The sequence below is a fragment of the Pseudacidovorax intermedius genome (assembly GCF_003350475.1).
Lineage (GTDB): Bacteria > Pseudomonadota > Gammaproteobacteria > Burkholderiales > Burkholderiaceae_C > Xenophilus > Xenophilus intermedius.
Window position 1 is genome coordinate 1 of the sequence record NZ_QQAV01000010.1, and the last position, 18021, is coordinate 18021.

General features: G+C 65.9%; 18 protein-coding genes. 9 read left to right on the forward strand and 9 right to left on the reverse strand.

The annotated features are described in order from the left end of the window. Nucleotides 1–90: 90 nt before the first annotated feature. From DFR41_RS21000 to DFR41_RS21025, 6 genes are read right to left on the reverse strand one after another with little or no spacing between them, the layout of a single operon-like run. Nucleotides 91–687, reverse strand: a complete 597-nt coding sequence (locus DFR41_RS21000) for an LOG family protein (RefSeq protein ID WP_017759046.1) — start codon at nucleotides 685–687, stop codon at nucleotides 91–93. Nucleotides 688–705: 18 nt separating this feature from the next. Next, entirely contained in the window at nucleotides 706–1107 is a 402-nt protein-coding gene (locus DFR41_RS21005) for a diacylglycerol kinase (RefSeq protein ID WP_043113319.1), read from the reverse strand. After that, the gene (locus DFR41_RS21010) at nucleotides 1104–1658 is read right to left on the reverse strand and encodes an RDD family protein (RefSeq protein ID WP_114804153.1); all 555 of its coding nucleotides are present in this window, start codon (nucleotides 1656–1658) and stop codon (nucleotides 1104–1106) included. The genes DFR41_RS21005 and DFR41_RS21010 overlap by 4 nt, the downstream gene beginning before the upstream one ends. A gap of 22 nt (nucleotides 1659–1680) precedes the next feature. Continuing rightward, complete coding sequence (locus tag DFR41_RS21015) at nucleotides 1681–2427, reverse strand: DUF3106 domain-containing protein (protein WP_170159432.1); 747 nt, start codon at nucleotides 2425–2427, stop codon at nucleotides 1681–1683. Nucleotides 2428–2438: 11 nt separating this feature from the next. Then, nucleotides 2439–2846, reverse strand: a complete 408-nt coding sequence (locus tag DFR41_RS21020) for a DUF3619 family protein (RefSeq protein ID WP_017759050.1) — start codon at nucleotides 2844–2846, stop codon at nucleotides 2439–2441. 11 nt (nucleotides 2847–2857) lie between these two features. Then, nucleotides 2858–3427, reverse strand: a complete 570-nt coding sequence (locus tag DFR41_RS21025) for an RNA polymerase sigma factor (RefSeq protein WP_114804155.1) — start codon at nucleotides 3425–3427, stop codon at nucleotides 2858–2860. A gap of 290 nt (nucleotides 3428–3717) precedes the next feature. Here DFR41_RS21025 and DFR41_RS21030 point away from each other — a divergent pair, with 290 nt between their 5' ends. The 7 genes from DFR41_RS21030 to DFR41_RS21060 all read left to right on the forward strand — a co-directional run bounded on the left by DFR41_RS21030 (nucleotide 3718) and on the right by DFR41_RS21060 (nucleotide 13013). Then, on the forward strand, nucleotides 3718–5484 hold the full coding sequence (locus DFR41_RS21030) for an acetolactate synthase 3 catalytic subunit (protein ID WP_114804156.1): 1767 nt from the start codon (nucleotides 3718–3720) through the stop codon (nucleotides 5482–5484). A gap of 127 nt (nucleotides 5485–5611) precedes the next feature. After that, on the forward strand, nucleotides 5612–6103 hold the full coding sequence (ilvN, locus tag DFR41_RS21035; protein WP_017759053.1) for an acetolactate synthase small subunit: 492 nt from the start codon (nucleotides 5612–5614) through the stop codon (nucleotides 6101–6103). Nucleotides 6104–6254: 151 nt separating this feature from the next. Beyond that, entirely contained in the window at nucleotides 6255–7271 is a 1017-nt protein-coding gene (ilvC, locus tag DFR41_RS21040) for a ketol-acid reductoisomerase (RefSeq protein ID WP_114804157.1), read from the forward strand. 179 nt (nucleotides 7272–7450) lie between these two features. After that, nucleotides 7451–8275, forward strand: coding sequence for a CDP-diacylglycerol--serine O-phosphatidyltransferase (pssA, locus tag DFR41_RS21045; protein WP_017759055.1), 825 nt, complete (start codon nucleotides 7451–7453; stop codon nucleotides 8273–8275). A gap of 190 nt (nucleotides 8276–8465) precedes the next feature. Next, nucleotides 8466–10175 (forward strand): 2-isopropylmalate synthase, encoded by a 1710-nt coding sequence (gene leuA / locus DFR41_RS21050; RefSeq protein WP_017759056.1) that lies wholly within the window; start codon nucleotides 8466–8468, stop codon nucleotides 10173–10175. Nucleotides 10176–10206: 31 nt separating this feature from the next. Beyond that, nucleotides 10207–11745, forward strand: a complete 1539-nt coding sequence (locus DFR41_RS21055) for a 2-isopropylmalate synthase (protein ID WP_017759057.1) — start codon at nucleotides 10207–10209, stop codon at nucleotides 11743–11745. 143 nt (nucleotides 11746–11888) lie between these two features. After that, a complete protein-coding gene (locus tag DFR41_RS21060; protein ID WP_425326719.1) occupies nucleotides 11889–13013 on the forward strand; it encodes a serine hydrolase in 1125 nt (374 codons plus the stop codon). Nucleotides 13014–13126: 113 nt separating this feature from the next. Here the strand turns inward: DFR41_RS21060 and DFR41_RS21065 are convergent, their stop codons facing one another. From DFR41_RS21065 to aat, 3 genes are read right to left on the reverse strand one after another with little or no spacing between them, the layout of a single operon-like run. After that, entirely contained in the window at nucleotides 13127–13948 is an 822-nt protein-coding gene (locus DFR41_RS21065; RefSeq protein WP_017759059.1) for an IclR family transcriptional regulator, read from the reverse strand. 43 nt (nucleotides 13949–13991) lie between these two features. Next, nucleotides 13992–14726: an arginyltransferase gene (locus tag DFR41_RS21070; protein WP_017759060.1), complete on the reverse strand. Its 735-nt coding sequence runs from the start codon at nucleotides 14724–14726 to the stop codon at nucleotides 13992–13994. Next, nucleotides 14723–15502 (reverse strand): leucyl/phenylalanyl-tRNA--protein transferase, encoded by a 780-nt coding sequence (gene aat / locus DFR41_RS21075; protein ID WP_043113321.1) that lies wholly within the window; start codon nucleotides 15500–15502, stop codon nucleotides 14723–14725. The genes DFR41_RS21070 and aat overlap by 4 nt, the downstream gene beginning before the upstream one ends. Nucleotides 15503–15695: 193 nt before the next feature. Between aat and DFR41_RS21080 the strand changes: the two genes are divergently transcribed. Together DFR41_RS21080 and DFR41_RS21085 are read left to right on the forward strand one after the other, a co-directional pair. Next, nucleotides 15696–16331, forward strand: a complete 636-nt coding sequence (locus DFR41_RS21080) for a response regulator (protein ID WP_017759062.1) — start codon at nucleotides 15696–15698, stop codon at nucleotides 16329–16331. Beyond that, nucleotides 16321–18021, forward strand: a complete 1701-nt coding sequence (locus tag DFR41_RS21085; RefSeq protein WP_017759063.1) for a hybrid sensor histidine kinase/response regulator — start codon at nucleotides 16321–16323, stop codon at nucleotides 18019–18021. The genes DFR41_RS21080 and DFR41_RS21085 overlap by 11 nt, the downstream gene beginning before the upstream one ends.

An 18021-nucleotide genomic window follows, 5' to 3' on the forward strand; every position in this document is an offset into this window, starting at 1 on the left:
TCGGTCATATCGGCGCTGCCGTTCACCTTGTAGCGCAGCAGCACCATCGTTTCTTCGCGAACGCCGGGCGCGGTCATGGGCCTGGGATGCTCAGATGTTCTGGGTGAGGAGCGGCGCGCGGCGGTCTGGAGGGGCCTGCTGCCGCAGTTTCTCAAGAAGGACATCCAGCTCGCTGCCCGATTCGATCAGGCCCATCTGCCAGTCATTCATCAGCCCTGCACGGATGCTCTGGTCCACGAAAGCGAGCAGTCCGTCGTAGTAGCCCGCGACGTTGAGCAGGCCGATGGGCTTGTCGTGGTAGCCCAACTGGCGCCACGTCCACATCTCGAAGAGTTCTTCGAAGGTGCCGATGCCGCCCGGCAGCGCAAGGAAGGCGTGTGCACGCGCGGCCATCATGGCCTTGCGCTCGTGCATGGTGTCGACCACGTGCAGTTCGTCGCACAAGGTGTTGGCCAGTTCCTTGTCGACCAGCGCCTTGGGAATGATGCCGACCACGCGGCCGCCCGCGACTCGCGTGGCCTCGGCGACGGCGCCCATCAGGCCTGTGCGTCCGCCGCCATAGACCAGTTGCCCACCGTTTGCGCCGATCCAGCGGCCCGTGGCCTCGGCCGATTCCAGGTACTCGGGTCGCGTGCCGGGCCGGGAGCCGCAGTACACGCAGACGGAAAAGGAAGCGGGGTGATTCATGCGTGCGCGCCTTCCTGGTCAGGCGAAGAAACGTTGCCAGAGCGCGGCAAGCCAGATGCCTCCTGCCAGGAGGCTTGTGAGGAAGACGGCGGCGCTGCCCATGTCCTTGGCACGCTTGGACAGGTCGTGCCATTCAGGACCGATGCGGTCGATAGCGGCCTCGACCGCGGTGTTGAGCAGTTCCACGATCATCACCAGAAGCACGCCGGCGACCAGAAGCGCCGTCTCGATCCAACTCTGCCCGACGATGAAGGCCAGCGGCAGGAGGACGATCGCGAGGCAGGCCTCCATCCTGAAGGCAGGCTCGCCCCAGCCTGCCTTCAGCCCATTGAGGGAGTAGAGGGTGGCATGCCAAAGACGGTCTAGACCCTTGCGCGCTTTCTGGGGATTGACATGCAGGGTGGGGTCAGGAGTGCTCATCGGGGAATCGGCGAGGCATCGACGATGCGGGTGCCTGCCCATGCGTCGTGCCAGAACTGTTGTTGAGGGTGAAAACGTGCCAGCAGGGCCCAGATGGCGACCCAGCCTGTCATCAGAACGAGCACTTCGCCGCCGCTCACCTTGAACGGGAGGGCATGGATGGCCGCCAACGGCGGCAGGAACCAGATCCAGCCGAGCAGGTAGCGGACCAGCGCGCGACCCTGGGTCAGGGGGCGTCCGCTCCGGTCCACCATGCGCAGCCTCCAGGTCTTCATCGCGAGTGTCTGGCCGCGGGACCAGAACACCGTGAAATAGATGCCGAACACGACGAAGAGAAAAGCCTGGAGGAGGGGGCGACGTGCATCCATGGCGTCACGCATCTGCCCCAGCGTACTGAAGAGCCAGCCAGCCACGAACACGACGGCAAAAAGCAGCAGTCCCTCGTAGAGCCAGCAGGCCATCCGGCGCCAGATGCCTGGGGTGGCCACTGGCGTCGGTATGTCTTGGCGGGCTGGAGGAATGGAGGAAGCCGGGGTGTGCAACGAAGGCATGCCCTATTGTCGGGCACGCCGGCTAAGGCGCCGTGGCAGTCGGCTCGGCCGACGGCCGTCCCGTCATCAGGACGTTGCCCGCGTCCTGCCCCGTGGCGTCGCCGATCGGCGCGGCATTGGCAGCCTCCGGCCCGGGCGAGGGCGTGATCTGGATCCGCGGGCCGCCATGCGGCTGCTGAAAGGCGGTGGCGGGCACGGGAACCAGCTTGTCTGCCGGCACCGGCCGCGCTGCAGGAGCGGCACCGATGCTGCGCCCACCCGCACTTTCCGCCAGTTTGCGTCGCTCCGCTTCGCTCAGGGCCTGATAGGCCTCCCATTTGGCCTTGAGCTGCTCGGCCGGCGCGAGATTGCGCACTTCGGCGAAATTGAGCCGAGCCAGCGCGCGCTGGCGCGGACTCAGCGCAGCCCAATCCGTCATGCGTTCATGCAACTTGGCCTGTTCTGCTGGCCCGATGTGGTCGAAGTTGCGGGACAGCGCGATCCATTTGCGGCGCTGGGCATCGCTCAGGGTGTTCCAGTGGGGTGCCAGGGGCGCAAGCGCCTGCTGCTGGGCCTTGGTGAGCGTGGTCCACCGCGGTCCACTGCGCGTTTGCGCTGCCGACTTGATCGATCCTGCGGCCGGGCCACTTTCGCCGGCATGCACTGCAACCGAACCTGCCCCGACCGTCATGGCGGCCAGGATCAGCGCAACAATGTTGCGTTTCGGCAACATTTGACGGCCTTTGGCATGGTCGCCAGGCGAAAAACTCTTGTGGGAAGGCCGGGTCATATCGACCTCCATCACTGGTGCGCAGCGGCGGCGTTCGCCTTCAGGAACTGAGCAAAACCGGGGTCGGTATAGGCGGCGGGCGGGAGGTCGTCGGTCAGCAAGGCTGCATCGACCTCGGCCAGTTCGGCGGTACGGCGCTCTTCCTGGGTCAGACCGATGGTGAGCAGGCCAATGGTCAGCAGCAGCAAGGGCACTACGGCCAGCGCGCGTTGCCACCAGCCCTGAAGGCCGAGCATGGCGCTGCCGCCGGTGTCGACCACGACGGCGTGGCCCATTTCGCGCTTTTTCTGGGAAAGCGCCCGTGTGCGGGACGCTCGGAGGCGCTCGCTGATGTCGCGCGGCAGGTCGTCGGCACCGGCGCTCAGTCGAGCGGCGATGGCGCGGCCGAACAGGTCTTCCGGATTGGAGGAGGAGGTCATGCGTGTCGAAGTCATGGCGGCAGAAACCCCTTCGCCTTGAGGGCGCGGCTGAGTGCCTGGATGGCCCGGGAGCAGTGCGTCTTCACGCTGCCTTCTGAGCAGCCCATGGCGGCGGCTGTCTCGGACACATCCATCTCTTCCCAGTAACGCAACAGGAAAGCTTCTCGTTGACGAGTGGGAAGCGCCGCGATCTCCGCTTCGATCTGGTGGAAGACCTGGGTGCGGCGGGTGACATCCTCGGCGCTTTCGGTCTCGCGGGTGTCGAGGTCGCCGTTGAAACTGCCGAGCAGATCGAAATCGCCCGCGTCGTCGTCGCTCTCGAAGTCGCTGAGGTTCGAGAACAATGCCCGCCGCGTTTTCTGCCGCCGAAACCAGTCGAGGGTGCAGTTGGACAGGATCCGCTGGAACAGCATCGGCAACTCGGCCGGTGGCTTGTCGCCATAGTGTTCGGCCAGCTTCATCATGCTGTCCTGCACGATGTCTAGGGCCGCCTCTTCATCGCGAACGTGGTACAGCGAGCGCTTGAATGCACGCTTTTCGACGCTCTTGAGGAAATCTGAGAGTTCTTGTTCGGTGGCCAAGCGCGAGGTTGCCGTAGGGCGAGGGAGGGGCGACTGCGGGGGCTATGGCGCGAACCTGTGACAAAGGCCCGCAGACAAACTCATGGATTATTGCATTGGCTGACAGGAGGCTGGCTTTTGTCCTGTCCGGTGTCATAATCGTTGGCTCGCAGTCAAAAGGCAAACGGGTCAAAGTCCGGCGGTTCACCTGTCCGCCCATGGTTTTGGCCTCAAGTCCTGGCGCGGCCCCACAAGGGCTGGCAAGGGGCACCCAAGGTTTTTCGTTCCCGAAAACTCGGAAGGTTCATCAAATGGAAATCTCCAAGGCCGAAACCGCCGCCGTCGCGGCTGGCCAACCTCAAGAACTCATGGGTTCTGAAGTGCTGATCAAGGCACTGCAGGCCGAAGGGGTGAAGTACATCTGGGGCTATCCCGGTGGCGCCGTTCTCTACATCTACGACGCGCTCTACAAGCAGGACACCATCCAGCACGTGCTGGTGCGTCACGAGCAGGCCGCCGTGCATGCCGCCGACGGCTATGCTCGCGCCACCGGCGACGTAGGCGTGGCACTGGTCACCTCGGGCCCCGGCCTGACGAATGCCGTCACCGGCATTGCGACGGCGTACATGGATTCGATCCCCATGGTGATCGTCGCTGGCCAGGTGCCGACGGCGGCCATCGGCCTGGACGCCTTCCAGGAGTGCGACACCGTGGGTATCACCCGGCCCATCGTCAAGCACAACTTCCTGGTCAAGGATCCCAAGGATCTGGCGATGACCATTAAGAAGGCCTTCCACATCGCCCGCAGCGGCCGGCCGGGCCCGGTGGTCGTGGACGTGCCCAAGGACGTGTCCTTCAAGAAGGTGGGCTACCACGGCTACCCGGACAAGGTCGAAATGCGCTCGTACAACCCGGTGCGCAAGGGCCATGGCGGTCAGATCCGCAAGGCGCTGCAACTGCTGCTGACAGCCAAGCGTCCCTACATCTATACCGGCGGCGGCGTGCTGCTGGGCAATGCCACCAACGAGCTGCGCACGCTGGTGGACATGCTGGGCTATCCGGTCACCAACACGCTGATGGGCCTCGGCGCCTATCCTGCGAGCGACCGCAAGTTCCTGGGCATGTTGGGCATGCACGGCACCATCGAAGCCAACAACGCGATGCAGAACTGCGACGTGCTGCTGGCTGTGGGCGCGCGCTTCGACGACCGCGTGATTGGCAACCCCAAGCACTTCGCGCAGAACGAACGCAAGATCATCCACATCGACATCGACCCGTCGAGCATCTCCAAGCGGGTCAAGGTGGACGTGCCCATCGTCGGCGACGTGAAGGATGTGCTGACCGAGCTGATCTCCATGGTGCGCGAGAGTGGCACCAAGCGCGACGCCGGGGCCCTGGCCGACTGGTGGAAGACCATCGAAACCTGGCGCAGCCGCGATTGCCTGAAGTACGACCGCGACAACAAGGACGTGATCAAGCCCCAGTACGTCGTGGAGACCCTCTGGAACATGACCAAAGACGTCGAGGCCTATGTGTGCTCCGACGTGGGTCAGCACCAGATGTGGGCCGCGCAGTACTACCGCTTCGACGAGCCGCGGCGCTGGATCAATTCCGGCGGCCTGGGCACGATGGGCGTGGGCATTCCCTACGCCATGGGCATCAAGCTGGCCAAGCCGGAGGCGGAGGTCTTCACCATCACCGGTGAAGGCTCGGTGCAGATGTGCATCCAGGAACTGTCGACCTGCCTGCAGTACAACACGCCGATCAAGATCTGCTCGCTCAACAACCGCTACCTGGGCATGGTGCGCCAGTGGCAGGAGATCGAATACTCCGGCCGCTACAGCCACAGCTACATGGACGCGTTGCCCAACTTCGTGAAGCTCGCTGAGGCCTACGGCCACGTCGGCATGCTGATCGAGCGCCCGCAGGACGTCGAGCCCGCCCTGCGCGAGGCCCGCAAGCTCAAGGACCGCACCGTGTTCATGGACTTCCGCACCGACCCCACCGAGAACGTGTTCCCGATGGTGCAGGCCGGCAAGGGCATCACCGAGATGCTGCTGGGCAGCGAAGACCTCTGACGCACCCGGCGCCGCCGGCGGCGCCGGCTGGCGCCTTCTTCTCCCTTTCTTCCAGACGAATCTATTGCCCGCCAAGCCTGCGCATTACCGTGCGCAGGGGAGGGCGGCGAAAAGAGGAATCGACACCATGAAGCACATCATTGCCGTGCTGCTCGAGAACGAGCCCGGCGCACTCTCCCGCGTGGTGGGCCTGTTCTCGGCCCGCGGCTACAACATCGAGTCGCTGACGGTCGCCCCCACCGAAGACCCGAGTTTGTCGCGCATGACCATCCAGACCCAGGGTTCGGACGACGTGATCGAGCAGATCACCAAGCACCTCAACCGCCTCATTGAGGTGGTCAAGGTGGTCGACCTGACCGAAGGCGCCTACACCGAGCGCGAGCTCATGATGGTGAAGGTGCGCGCCGTGGGCAAGGAACGCGAGGAGATGAAGCGCATGGCCGACATCTTCCGTGGCCGCATCATCGACGTGACCGACAAGAGCTACACCATCGAGCTCACCGGCGACCACGGCAAGAACGACGCCTTCCTCGACGCCATCGACCGCAGCGCCATCCTCGAGACGGTGCGAACGGGCCCGAGCGGCATCGGGCGTGGCGAACGCATCCTGCGCGTGTGACGAGATCGGGGCTCGGTCCTTGCCCGTCCGGTCCGAGCCTGTCGAAGCCCCGCGCGCCAGCCGGCCTGCGGGACTGCAATGAGCCCTTCGACAGGCTCAGCACGGACGGCATCCACGCATCGCAAACGCATCATCCAACCGGAGAGAAGACATGAAAGTTTTTTACGACAAGGACTGTGACCTGAGCCTAATCAAGGGCAAGACCGTCGCCATCATCGGCTACGGCTCGCAAGGCCACGCGCATGCGCAGAACCTGAACGACAGCGGCGTGAAGGTCGTGGTCGGTCTGCGCAAGGGCGGCGCTTCGTGGGACAAGGTCGGCAAGGCCGGCCTGAACGTCCTCGAGGTCAATGACGCCGTGAAGTCCGCCGACGTCGTGATGATCCTGCTGCCCGACGAGCAGATCGCCGAGGTCTACAAGAACAACGTCGAGCCGAACATCAAGGAAGGCGCCTCGCTGGCCTTCGCCCACGGCTTCAACGTGCACTACAACCAGGTCGTGCCCCGCGCCGATCTGGACGTGTGGATGGTGGCGCCCAAGGCTCCGGGCCACACCGTTCGTTCCACCTATGCCCAGGGCGGCGGCGTGCCCCACCTCGTGGCCGTGCACCAGGACAAGTCCGGCAAGGCTCGTGACCTGGCCCTGAGCTACGCCATGGCCAATGGCGGCGGCAAGGCCGGCATCATCGAGACCAACTTCAAGGAAGAGACCGAGACCGACCTGTTCGGCGAGCAGGCCGTGCTGTGCGGCGGCGCGGTCGAACTGATCAAGATGGGCTACGAGACGCTGGTGGAAGCCGGGTACGCGCCCGAGATGGCCTACTTCGAGTGCCTGCACGAGCTCAAGCTGATCGTCGACCTGATCTATGAAGGCGGCATCGCCAACATGAACTACTCGATCTCCAACAATGCGGAGTTCGGCGAGTACGTGACCGGCCCCGAGGTGATCAACGATCAGTCGCGCGCCGCCATGCGCAACGCCCTCAAGCGCATCCAGAACGGCGACTACGCCAAGATGTTCATCCAGGAAGGCCGCCTGAACTACCCGTCGATGACGGCCCGCCGCCGCAACACCGCCGATCACTCGATCGAGCAAGTCGGCGGCCAGCTGCGCGCCATGATGCCCTGGATCGCCAAGAACAAGCTGGTTGACCAGAGCCGCAACTGATCGGCCTTGCGCGGGGCTTCGGCCCCCGCTGCCGATCCAGAGGCCACCGCCTGCGGTGGCCTTTTTCTTGCCTGCGCGGGCGGGGCGGCCGATGTCCCTGCGCGGGCGGGGCCGGGGGCAGTGTGCCCGGCACCTTTGACTACACTGCCGTGTTTCCCGGTAGGCCGGAGGCCGAATTCATGCACGACCACTCCCCCTTGAACGACGCGCCGATCCGCAAGCGCCGCAAGGGCATCTACGTACTACCCAACCTGGTCACGCTGGCGGCGCTGTTCGGTGGCTTCTATGCCATCGTCATGGCGATGAATGGCCGCTTCGACCTGGCGACGGTAGGCGTGTTCTGCGCCATGGTGCTCGACAGCCTTGACGGCCGCGTGGCCCGCATGACGCACACCCAGAGCGCCTTTGGCGAGCAGATGGATTCGCTGGCCGACATGGTGTCCTTCGGCGCGGCGCCCGCGCTCATCGCCTATGAATGGTCGCTCAAAGGCCTCGGCCGCTGGGGCTGGATCGCCGCCTTCGTGTACTGCGCTTGTGCTGCGCTGCGCCTGGCGCGCTTCAACGTCAACACCGGCGTGGTCGACAAGCGATGGTTCCAGGGCCTGCCTTCGCCGGCCGCCGCCGCGCTCGTGGCCGGCTTCATCTGGCTGATGACCGATTGGGGACGTCGGGGTGCCGATGTCTGGTATCTGAGCTGGACGCAGATCACCTGGATCACCTTCTTCTTCACGCTCTATGCTGGCCTGTCGATGGTGACCAATGCGCCGTTTTACAGCTTCAAGGACATGCAGATCCGCAAGAGCGTGCCCTTCGCCACCCTGGTGCTGATCGCGCTTGGCATCGCGGTGATCAACATCCATCCGCCCACCGTGCTGTTCTGCCTCTTCGTGCTCTATGGCCTGAGTGGCTACGCGATCTATGCATGGCGCAAGGCCAAAGGCCAACCGGTGAGCATGATCAGCATTTCCACCGACGAGCCCGACGAGCGTGGGTTGCACGAATGATCGGGCCCTGTGTTAGAGTCGGAGCCCTCATGAACGTTTTTGCCCTGGCCCTACTACTGATCTCCCCCGACGGGCGGAGAAGGTAAAGGCGCACGCGCAAAACACCCTCGACACGGCCCGTTTGCACCAGCAACGGGCCGTTTGTCTATGGGGTTGCTGGTCGGTTCCAACCTCTTGCAGAGAAATCGACATGCTTCAGCAGCCTCACACCAAGTACCGCGCCTTCGCACCGATCGGCCTCAAGGACCGCACCTGGCCCGACGCCGTCATCACCCGTGCGCCGATCTGGCTGTCGACCGACCTGCGCGACGGAAACCAGGCTTTGGTGGAGCCGATGGATCTCAATCGCAAGATGCGCATGTTCGAGACCCTCGTGGCCATCGGCTTCAAGGAGATCGAGGTCGGCTTCCCCTCGGCGTCGCAGACCGAATTCGACTTCGTGCGCAAGCTGATCGAGGAAGACCGCATTCCCGATGACGTGACGATCCAGGTCCTGACCCAGGCCCGCGAACACCTGATCGAACGCACCTTCGAATCTCTGCAAGGCGTACCGCGCGCCATCGTGCACCTCTACAACGCCGTCGCGCCGGTCATGCGCCGCGTGGTGCTCGGCCTGGATGAAGACGGCATCGTCGACCTCGCCGTCACCCATGCGCAGATATTCAAGGACCATGCCGCGCGCCAGCCGGCCACGCAGTGGACCTTCCAGTATTCGCCCGAGATGTTCTCCGGCACCGACCTGGCCTTCTCCAAGCGCGTGGTCGATGCGGTCACCGAGGTCTGGGTGCCGACGCCCGAGCACAAGTGCATCGTCAACCTGCCATCCACGGTCGAGCATTCCACGCCCAACATCTTCGCGGACATGATCGAGTGGATGCACCGCAACCTGGAGCGGCGCGATTCCATCGTGCTCTGCGCGCATCCGCACAACGACCGGGGCACCGGCACGGCCGCCGCCGAGTTCGCTGTCATGGCCGGCGCGGACCGGCTCGAGGGCTGCCTGTTCGGCAATGGGGAGCGCACCGGCAACCTCGACATCGTCAACGTGGCGCTCAACCTCTACACGCAAGGCGTGTCGCCGGGCCTCGACTTCTCGCACATCGACGACATTCGCGCCACGGTCGAGCATTGCAACCAGATTCCGGTACATCCGCGCCATCCCTACGTCGGCGACCTTGTCTACACCTCCTTCTCAGGCTCGCATCAGGATGCGATCAAGAAGGCCTTTTCGGCGCGAAAGGACGGCGATATCTGGGACATCCCCTACCTGCCCATCGACCCGAAGGACGTGGGTCGCAGCTACGAGGCCGTGATCCGTGTGAACAGCCAGTCCGGCAAGGGCGGCATCTCCTACCTGCTCGAGAGCGAGTACGGCCTCGAATTGCCCCGCCGTCTGCAGATCGAGTTCAGCCAGGTGGTGCAGCAGGTGATGGACGTGGAGGGCAAGGAATTGGGTGCGGCCGACCTCTGGAGCATCTTCCGCCGCGAATACCGCATGGACGGCGCCCAAGGTCTGCGCCACCGCGCGCAGTCCGTGGAAGGCGAGGGCGATCAGGCACTCACTGTCCTGCGAGGCGAACTCGTGTGGCGCGGCGAGCCGGTGGCCATCGAAGGCCGCGGCAACGGCCCCATCGATGCATTCAGCCGGGCCGTGGCCGAGGCCATCGGCCAGCCGATCCGCGTGATGGACTACCACCAGCATGCCATCGGCGCTGGCGCCGACGCGCGCTCGGTCGCCTATGTGGAGATGCGCATGGGCGATTCGCGCACGGTGTTCGGCGTTGGCATCGATGCCGACACCACGGCCGCCGCGCTCAAGGCCATCGTCTCGGGCATGCAGCGCGCCGGGGGCGCCGACGCCCAGAAGGCACAATCGTCGGTTGCCGAAATGTCGGCCTGACGCAGAACGTACACGGACAAAGGAGCCCACGATGACCGACCAGTTGATCATTTTCGACACCACCTTGCGCGACGGCGAGCAGTCGCCTGGCGCCTCGATGACGCGTGACGAGAAGCTGCGCATCGCGCGGCAACTGGAGCGACTCAAGGTCGACGTGATCGAGGCGGGCTTCCCGGCCAGTTCCAACGGCGACTTCGAGGCGGTGCAGGCCATTGCCAATGCCATCAAGGACTCCACCGTGTGCGGCCTGTCGCGGGCCAACGACCGCGACATCTCGCGGGCCGCCGACGCGCTCGCTGGCGCGGCCCGCGCCCGCATCCACACCTTCATCGCCACCTCGCCGCTGCACATGGAGAAGAAGCTGCGGATGACGCCGGAGCAGGTGCTGGACCAGGCCAAGCTGGCCGTGCGCTTCGCCCGCAACAAGGTGGCCGACGTGGAGTTCAGCCCCGAGGACGGCTACCGCAGCGACGTGGACTTCCTCTGCCGCGTGCTCGAGGCCGTGATCGCCGAAGGCGCCACGACCATCAACGTGCCCGACACGGTGGGCTACGCGATCCCCGAACTCTACGGCCAGTTCATCAAGACGCTGCGCGAACGCGTTCCCAACAGCGACAAGGCCATCTGGTCGGTGCATTGCCACAACGACCTGGGAATGGCCGTGGCCAACTCGCTGGCCGGCGTAAAGATCGGCGGTGCCCGCCAGGTCGAATGCACCATCAACGGACTGGGCGAGCGTGCCGGCAACTGCTCGCTCGAAGAGATCGTGATGGCCGTGAAGACCCGCAAGGACTACTTCGGGCTCGAGCTCAACATCGACACCCAGCACATCGTGGCGGCGAGCCGCATGGTGAGCCAGACCACTGGCTTTGTCGTGCAGCCCAACAAGGCTGTGGTGGGCGCCAATGCCTTCGCCCATGCGTCCGGCATCCACCAGGACGGCGTGCTCAAGGCCCGCGACACCTACGAGATCATGCGCGCCGAAGACGTGGGCTGGACGGCCAACAAGATCGTGCTGGGCAAGCTCAGCGGCCGCAACGCCTTCAAGCAGCGCCTGCAGGATCTGGGTGTGTCGATGGACAGCGAGGCCGACCTGAACGCCGCCTTCCTGCGCTTCAAGGAACTGGCCGATCGCAAGGCCGAGATTTTCGACGAGGACATCCTCGCCCTTGTCAGCGCCGAGCAGCAGTCGAACGTTGACGAGCAGTTCAGCTTTGTGTCGCTCTCACAGCACAGCGAGACCGGTGAGCAGCCTCATGCGCGTGTGGTCTTCATCGACCAGGGCAAGGAGGTGGTGGGCGAGTCGGGTGGCAATGGCCCGGTCGATGCTTCTCTCAAGGCCATCGAGTCCCATGTGAAGAGTGGCGCCGAGATGGTGCTGTACTCGGTCAATGCCATCAGTGGCTCGACCGAAAGCCAGGGCGAAGTGACGGTGCGGCTGCAGAATGCGGGGCGCGTGGTCAACGGTGTCGGGGCCGATCCCGACATCGTTGTGGCCTCGGCCAAGGCGTACCTCAGCGCCCTGAACAAGCTGCACAGCCAGACTGAGCGCGTGGCGGCGCAGGGTTAGTTTCGAGCGTTCTTCGGCTTGCATGAAGAAGGGGGCGCAAGTCACTGATTTGCGTCTCTTTTTTGTATTCGATAGACTGCGGCACCTTGTCGATTTCCATGCCGCTGGAGTAGTTGATGGCCGAAGCCCCCGCGCAGCCTGTTTTGCCCCAAATTTCTTCACAGCGGTACTTGCCCGCGCTGCGCCTTCTGGCCGTGGCGCTTTGCGCAGTTTCCTTCCTGACGCCCGCCGCCCATGCCAATGGCAAGAAACAGCAGGCCGCGGCCAAGCGGCCAGCTGCCACCAGCAAGGTCGCGGCCAAGCCCGCCACCAAGGCCTCCAAGACCCGCACTGAGGAGCGTGTCGTGCGCGGCGGCCGGAACGTGGTCGCGACGGTGCGAAAGAGTGGCGGCAAGACGGTGGTGGCCGTGCAGCGTCGCTCCGTGGTCCGCGTCGCCGAGCCGCCCCGCCAGTCCTATGGCCAACTCGCTGGCCTTCATCACTCGCAGGACCCGCTCGACCTGAAGTCGAGCGTGGCGCTGGTGATGGATCAGGACACCCGCGAAGTGCTGCTGAGCAAGAACGACCATGCCGTGCTGCCCATCGCCTCGATCACCAAGCTCATGACAGGCCTGCTGATCAGCGAGGCGAAGTTGCCGATGGACGAGCCGATCACCATCACCCAGGACGATGTGGACACCGAGAAGTTCAGCCGTTCCCGCCTGGCCGTGGGCACCACGCTGCCGCGTGGCGAACTGCTGCATCTTGCGCTGATGTCGAGCGAGAACCGGGCCGCCCATGCCTTGGGACGGACGTACCCGGGCGGCCTCGCCACCTTCGTGAGCGTGATGAACGCCAAGGCGCGGATGATCGGCATGAAGGACACCCGCTATGTCGAGCCCACGGGCCTGTCGAGCAGCAATCAGTCCACGGCCCAGGACTTGGCCCTGCTCGTGGCCGTGGCGTCGCAGGACTCGCTGGTGCGCAGCCTGACGACCTCGCCGGAATACCAGGTGGAGGTGGGCAATCGCATGCTGCAGTTCAACACCACCAACCGGCTGGTGCGTAGCCCCGATTGGGATATCGGTCTGCAGAAGACGGGCTACATCTCCGAGGCCGGACAGTGCCTGGTCATGCAGGCGCGCGTCGCCGGTCGCAAGCTCATCATGGTGTTTCTGGACTCTGCCGGCAAGTTCAGCCGGATCGCCGATGCCGAGCGCGTTCGCCGCTGGGTGGAGACCAACCGCTTCGCGCCGATGCATACGGCCAGCAGCCAGATTTCTGGCTGATCTCCGGGGCAGTATGGGCTGCTCCAGATGAACAAAGGGCCCTCTCGAGGGCCCTTTGCGTTTTGCGCCGGCGCACCCCGCGCACGCCGGGAAATGTGAGTGGCGCTGCGGCGTCAGGCCGCCCTGGCCGGCTGTGCCATGTCCGCAGAGGGCGGCGTCGCATCCGAGTAGCCGAGTGCGCCCGAGATCTCGTTCGCCGTGGCCTGCAGCTTGGGGAGCCAGCCGTCATCGAGCCGATCGGCGGGGGCCGAGATGGACAGGCCCGCCACGAGCTTGCCCTGGTCGTCGTAGATGCCTGCCGCCATGCAGCGTACCCCGAGCTCCAGCTCCTCGTTGTCCCGCGCGATGCCGTACTGCCGCGCCCGGGCGAGTTCGCGCTCCAGGACAGGCAACTGCGTGATGCTGTTGCGGGTGTGGCCTGCGAGGCCGGTGCGCGTCGCGTAGCTGCGCACGCGCTGCTGTTCGTCGGCGGCGAGGAACAGCTTGCCGGTGGAGGTGAGGTGCAGCGGCGCGCGGCCGCCGATGGCCCGCACTACCTGCATGCCGGAGCGTTCGCTGTAGGCCCGCTCCACGTAGACGATTTCGTCGCCTTGCCGCACGCTCAGGTTGACCGGCTGCTGCGTGAGCTTGTGCAATTCGCGCATCGGCCCCAGGGCGGCGTCGCGCACATTCAGCCGGCCCTTCACCAGATTGCCCAGTTCGAGCAGCCGCATGCCGAGGCGATAGCTGCCCGGTTCCGGCCGGTCCACGAAACGCCCGACGGCGAGGTCGTTGAGGATACGGTGGGTGGTGGAGGGATGGAGCCCCGTCTTTTCGCTGATCTCCTTGAGAGAGATCGCGTCCTCGCGAGACGCCAGCACGTCGATCAGGGCGAACATGCGCTCGATGACCTGGATGACGGGCGTGGCAGGAACGTCGGTGTTGTTCTTTCTCATGGGACGGCGCTGAACCAAACGGCCGCCATTTTATAGCGTGAAATCAAACTTCGCGCCATTCACCGTCCACCAGGATCTGGTGGGGAGCGAACTTGGCCTTGTAGGCCATCTTGTTGCTGTGCTCGATCCAGTAGCCCAGGTAGACGTGCGGCAAGCCGAGTTCGCGCGCCTGGGCAATCTGCCAGAGCACGCCGTAGGTGCCATAGGCAGCACCTTCCTCCGGCTCGTAGAAGGTGTAGACGGCCGACAGCCCGTCGTTGAGCACGTCCAGGATGGACACCATCTTCAAGGCGCCTGGGCTGCCGTCGTCGGTCGGCTCGCGGAACTCGACCAGTCGTGAGTTGACGCGGCTCTGGAGCAGGAACTGGGTGTACTGGTCGATGCTGTCGTGGTCCATGCCCCCGCCGGCGTGGCGGCCGTTCTGGTAGCGCAGGTAAAGCTGGTAGTGCTCGGGCACGAAGCACAGTCGCAGCACCCGGGCCTGCAGATGCTGGTGGCGTTGCGCTGCGCGGCGCTGGCTGCGGCTGGGCGCGAAACGTTCCGCCAGGATGCGCAGGGGGATGCAGGCGCGGCAACCGTCGCAGTAGGGTCGGTAGGTGAACATGCCGCTGCGGCGGAAGCCGCCCAGCACCAGGTCGGAGTAGGCGTCGCTGTTGATGAGGTGGCTGGGCGTGGCCACCTGGGAGCGCGCCTGACGGTCGGGCAGATAGCTGCAGGGGTAGGGCGCTGTCGCGTAGAACTGCAGCGTCTGGAGCGGCAGATCCTTGAGGAGCGTCATTGCTGTGCCGGCAGAAGTTCGTTCCAGTATATGGGGTCGAATTGCCATGCAGGAATGGGCGGCTGCCTGCATGCATCGCCGATGTGGGCGAGGAACTGCGCCCGTGGCCATTCGCTCGCGCCCAGGCTGGCCAGATGGGCGGTGTTCTGCTGGCAGTCGATGGCCTGCACGCCGTGGTGGCGGCAGAAGGCCACCAGGGCCGCCAATGCGATCTTCGAGGCGTCGGTGCGCCGCGCGAACATCGATTCGCCGAAGACCGCGCGGCCCAGCGCAACGCAATAGAGGCCGCCCGCGAGTTGCCCGTCGATCCAGGTCTCCACGCTGTGCGCGTGGCCGGCGCGGTGCAGTGCCACGTAGGCCTGTTGCATCTCGGGGAGGATCCAGGTGCCCGACTGGCCGGCCCGGGGCGCCTCGGCGCAGGCGGCAATCACGTCGGCGAATGCATGGTCGATGCGGACCTCGCACCGCGGCGCCTGCTGGCGAAACGCCAGCAGGGTCTTGCGAAGCGAGCGGTGCAAGCGGAAGGCGCCCGGCCGGAGCACCATCCGCGGGTCCGGGCTCCACCACAGGATGGGCTGGTCGTCGCCGAACCACGGGAAGATGCCGTGGCCATAGGCGTCGAGCAGCGTCGCCACGTCCAGCGCGCCGCCGGCCGCCACGACGCCCGGAACGGGATCTTCGGGGCCCCACGCGGTGGCCGGTGGTGGGAGCGGCTCACCAGCGGCGAGCCAGGGCAGTTTGCGGGGGAGTCGTGCCACGGCTGGATTCTGGCGCATGCCGGGCGCGATCCCGGCACGCGCCGCTTCCAATGGGCCGCACTCTCCGATTTCCCCCAAAAAGGCGAAGGGTAAGGGCCTGGATTGCGGCACACTCTCGGCCGGCCGCCGCGAGGCAGCCATGAGGGCGCCGGCCCAAGGCTTTGCCGGCGTGGAGAACTATTCGAGGCGATCCGCCTTTCCTGGAGCTTGCGTGTTCCGCCTGCTGATCTGTGATGACCATCCGCCCATCCGGACGGCACTGCGGTTGCTCGCGCGTCAGGTCGATCCCACCAGCGATGTCACCGAGACCGGCAACGCCCGCGACCTCGTCGAGGTTCTGCGTGGGCGCCGCGATTTCGACCTGCTGGTGCTCGACCTTCAGTTGCCGGGCATGTCCGGCCTGAGCGTCCTGTCGGAGGTCAAGCAGCTGCGGCCAGAACTCGCCGTACTCGTCCTTTCTGCGGACGAAAGCCCCCAGAGCGTCGATGCTGCGCTGCAGGCCGGTGCTTCCAGCTATCTGTTCAAGTCGGCGAGCGAGACGGTGCTCTTCCAGGCGCTCAAGGATGTCTGCGGTCGCCGGCTTGCGCTGCCCGAAAGCATCACGGCCAAGGCCGGCGGCCGGGGCCGCGCGGTGCCGGACGATGGGCTGTCGCTGTCGGCCCGGCAGCGCGACGTGCTGAACTGCCTGCTGCACGGCATGTCGGCCAAGCAGGTGGCACGCACGCTTGGCCTGTCCGAAGGCACGGTCAAGAGCCACACGGTGGCGGTGTTCCGGGCCCTCAATGTCAGCTCCCGTGCGCAGGCGGTGGTGGAAGCGCATCGGCGAGGCATCACGCTTGGATGCTGAGGCGCACGACCGCGACCTGATCAGCTTCGCCTTGGCCCAGGCCGCCGCCGCGGCCAGGCTGGCCTTGGTGGGTGTGTTGATCCTCGCCGCGGTCGCATGGCGGGACGTGGGTGCGCCGGGCGTTCTCGCCTGGGGCGTGGCCGCGGCGGGCTCCCTGCTGCTGCGAAACCGCGTCATGGCCGTGGCTGCCCGCTGGCTGTCTCAGGGGCACCCCACGCGCAGCGCGCGACGCATCCTCTGGGCCTCGTCGTTGGTGCTGGCCTTTGCCCTGGTCAGCCTGCCCCTGCTCGGCCTGCCGCACATGCAGACCGAGACCCGGCTGCTGGTAACGTTGTTCTATTGCTGCTGGGGCGCCGCCGGCATGTCGTCCCTGGGCATCGTGCCGAGGCTGTACGCCGGCTACCTGGGGCTGATGGTGGGAGGCGTGGCCGCGGGTTGGGCGCGGGACTTCACGCCCCAGCTCGCCCCGGCGATTTTCGGCGGCCTCTTCATGTACTGGCTGGTGCTGAGCGTCTTCGCCCACGGCTTTTCCCGCCGCGTGGCCGAGGGCATCGCCATCCGCGCCGAGAACGCGCAACTGGTCAAGCAGCTGTCGGCGGCCAACGCCGCCAAGACCCGCTTCATCATGACGGCCAGCCACGACCTGCGCCAGCCGCTGCATGCCATCGGGCTGCTGGGTGGGGTGCTCGCGCGTGCCACCACCGCAGAGGACATCCACCGGGCGCGCGAGGCCCTGGCCATCGCGCTGGAGGGGCTTCAGCAGCTTTTCTCCGCCATCCTGGATCTCTCGCGGATGGACAGCGGGGCGCTGCGGCCCGAGCTGCGCTACGTGCCCATCGCGCCGCTGGTCGCGCGCCTGGACATCGAGTACCGCGCCCTGTGCCTCGAAGGCGGCCGGCGCTGGGAGTGCCGGGCCGAGACGGCGCATGTCCGCACCGACCTGGCGCTGCTCGAGCGGGTGCTGCGCAACCTGCTCGACAACGCGCTCAAGCATGGCGCCGATGGCGGGGTGTGCCTGGCGCTGTCCACGCAGCCCGATGGCGTGATGCTGGAGGTCTCCGACACGGGCCCGGGCATCCCGGTGGAGGAGCAGGACCGGGTGTTCGACGAGTTCTACCGCAGCCGCCACGTGGTCTCGTCCGGCATGGGGCTGGGGCTGTCGATCGTGCAGCGCCTGGCCAGGCTGCTCAACGCCCGCTTGCACATGGAATTCGTCGACCCGGTCCGGCGCACCGGCACGCGGGTCACCCTGATGCTGCCGTTGGCGCAACCCAGCGACGAGCAGGCCGTCGAGTCCGAGGTGGTGCTGCCCGACCTGCAGGGCCTGCGCGTGCTGGTGCTGGACGACGAGGCCACGGTGCTCGACGCCACCCGCGCCCTGCTGGAGCAATGGGGCTGCGTGGTCGCCACCTGCCGCAGCGGCAGCGAGGTGGCCGCTGCCGTGCAGCGCCTGGGACCGCCGCATGTCGCCTTGGCCGACTACCACCTCGGCCCCTCGGAAAACGGCCTGATGGCCCTGGAGGCGTTGCGCCGCGATCAGCCCGAGATGGGCTGCGTCATCGTCACGGGCGAATCCGATGCGGCCATCCGTCAGCGACTGGCCGATGAGGGCCTGCCGGTGCTGGAAAAGCCGGTGGATCCCGAAGAGTTGCGCGCCGTGCTGGGCCTGTTCCGCGCCATGGACGAATGA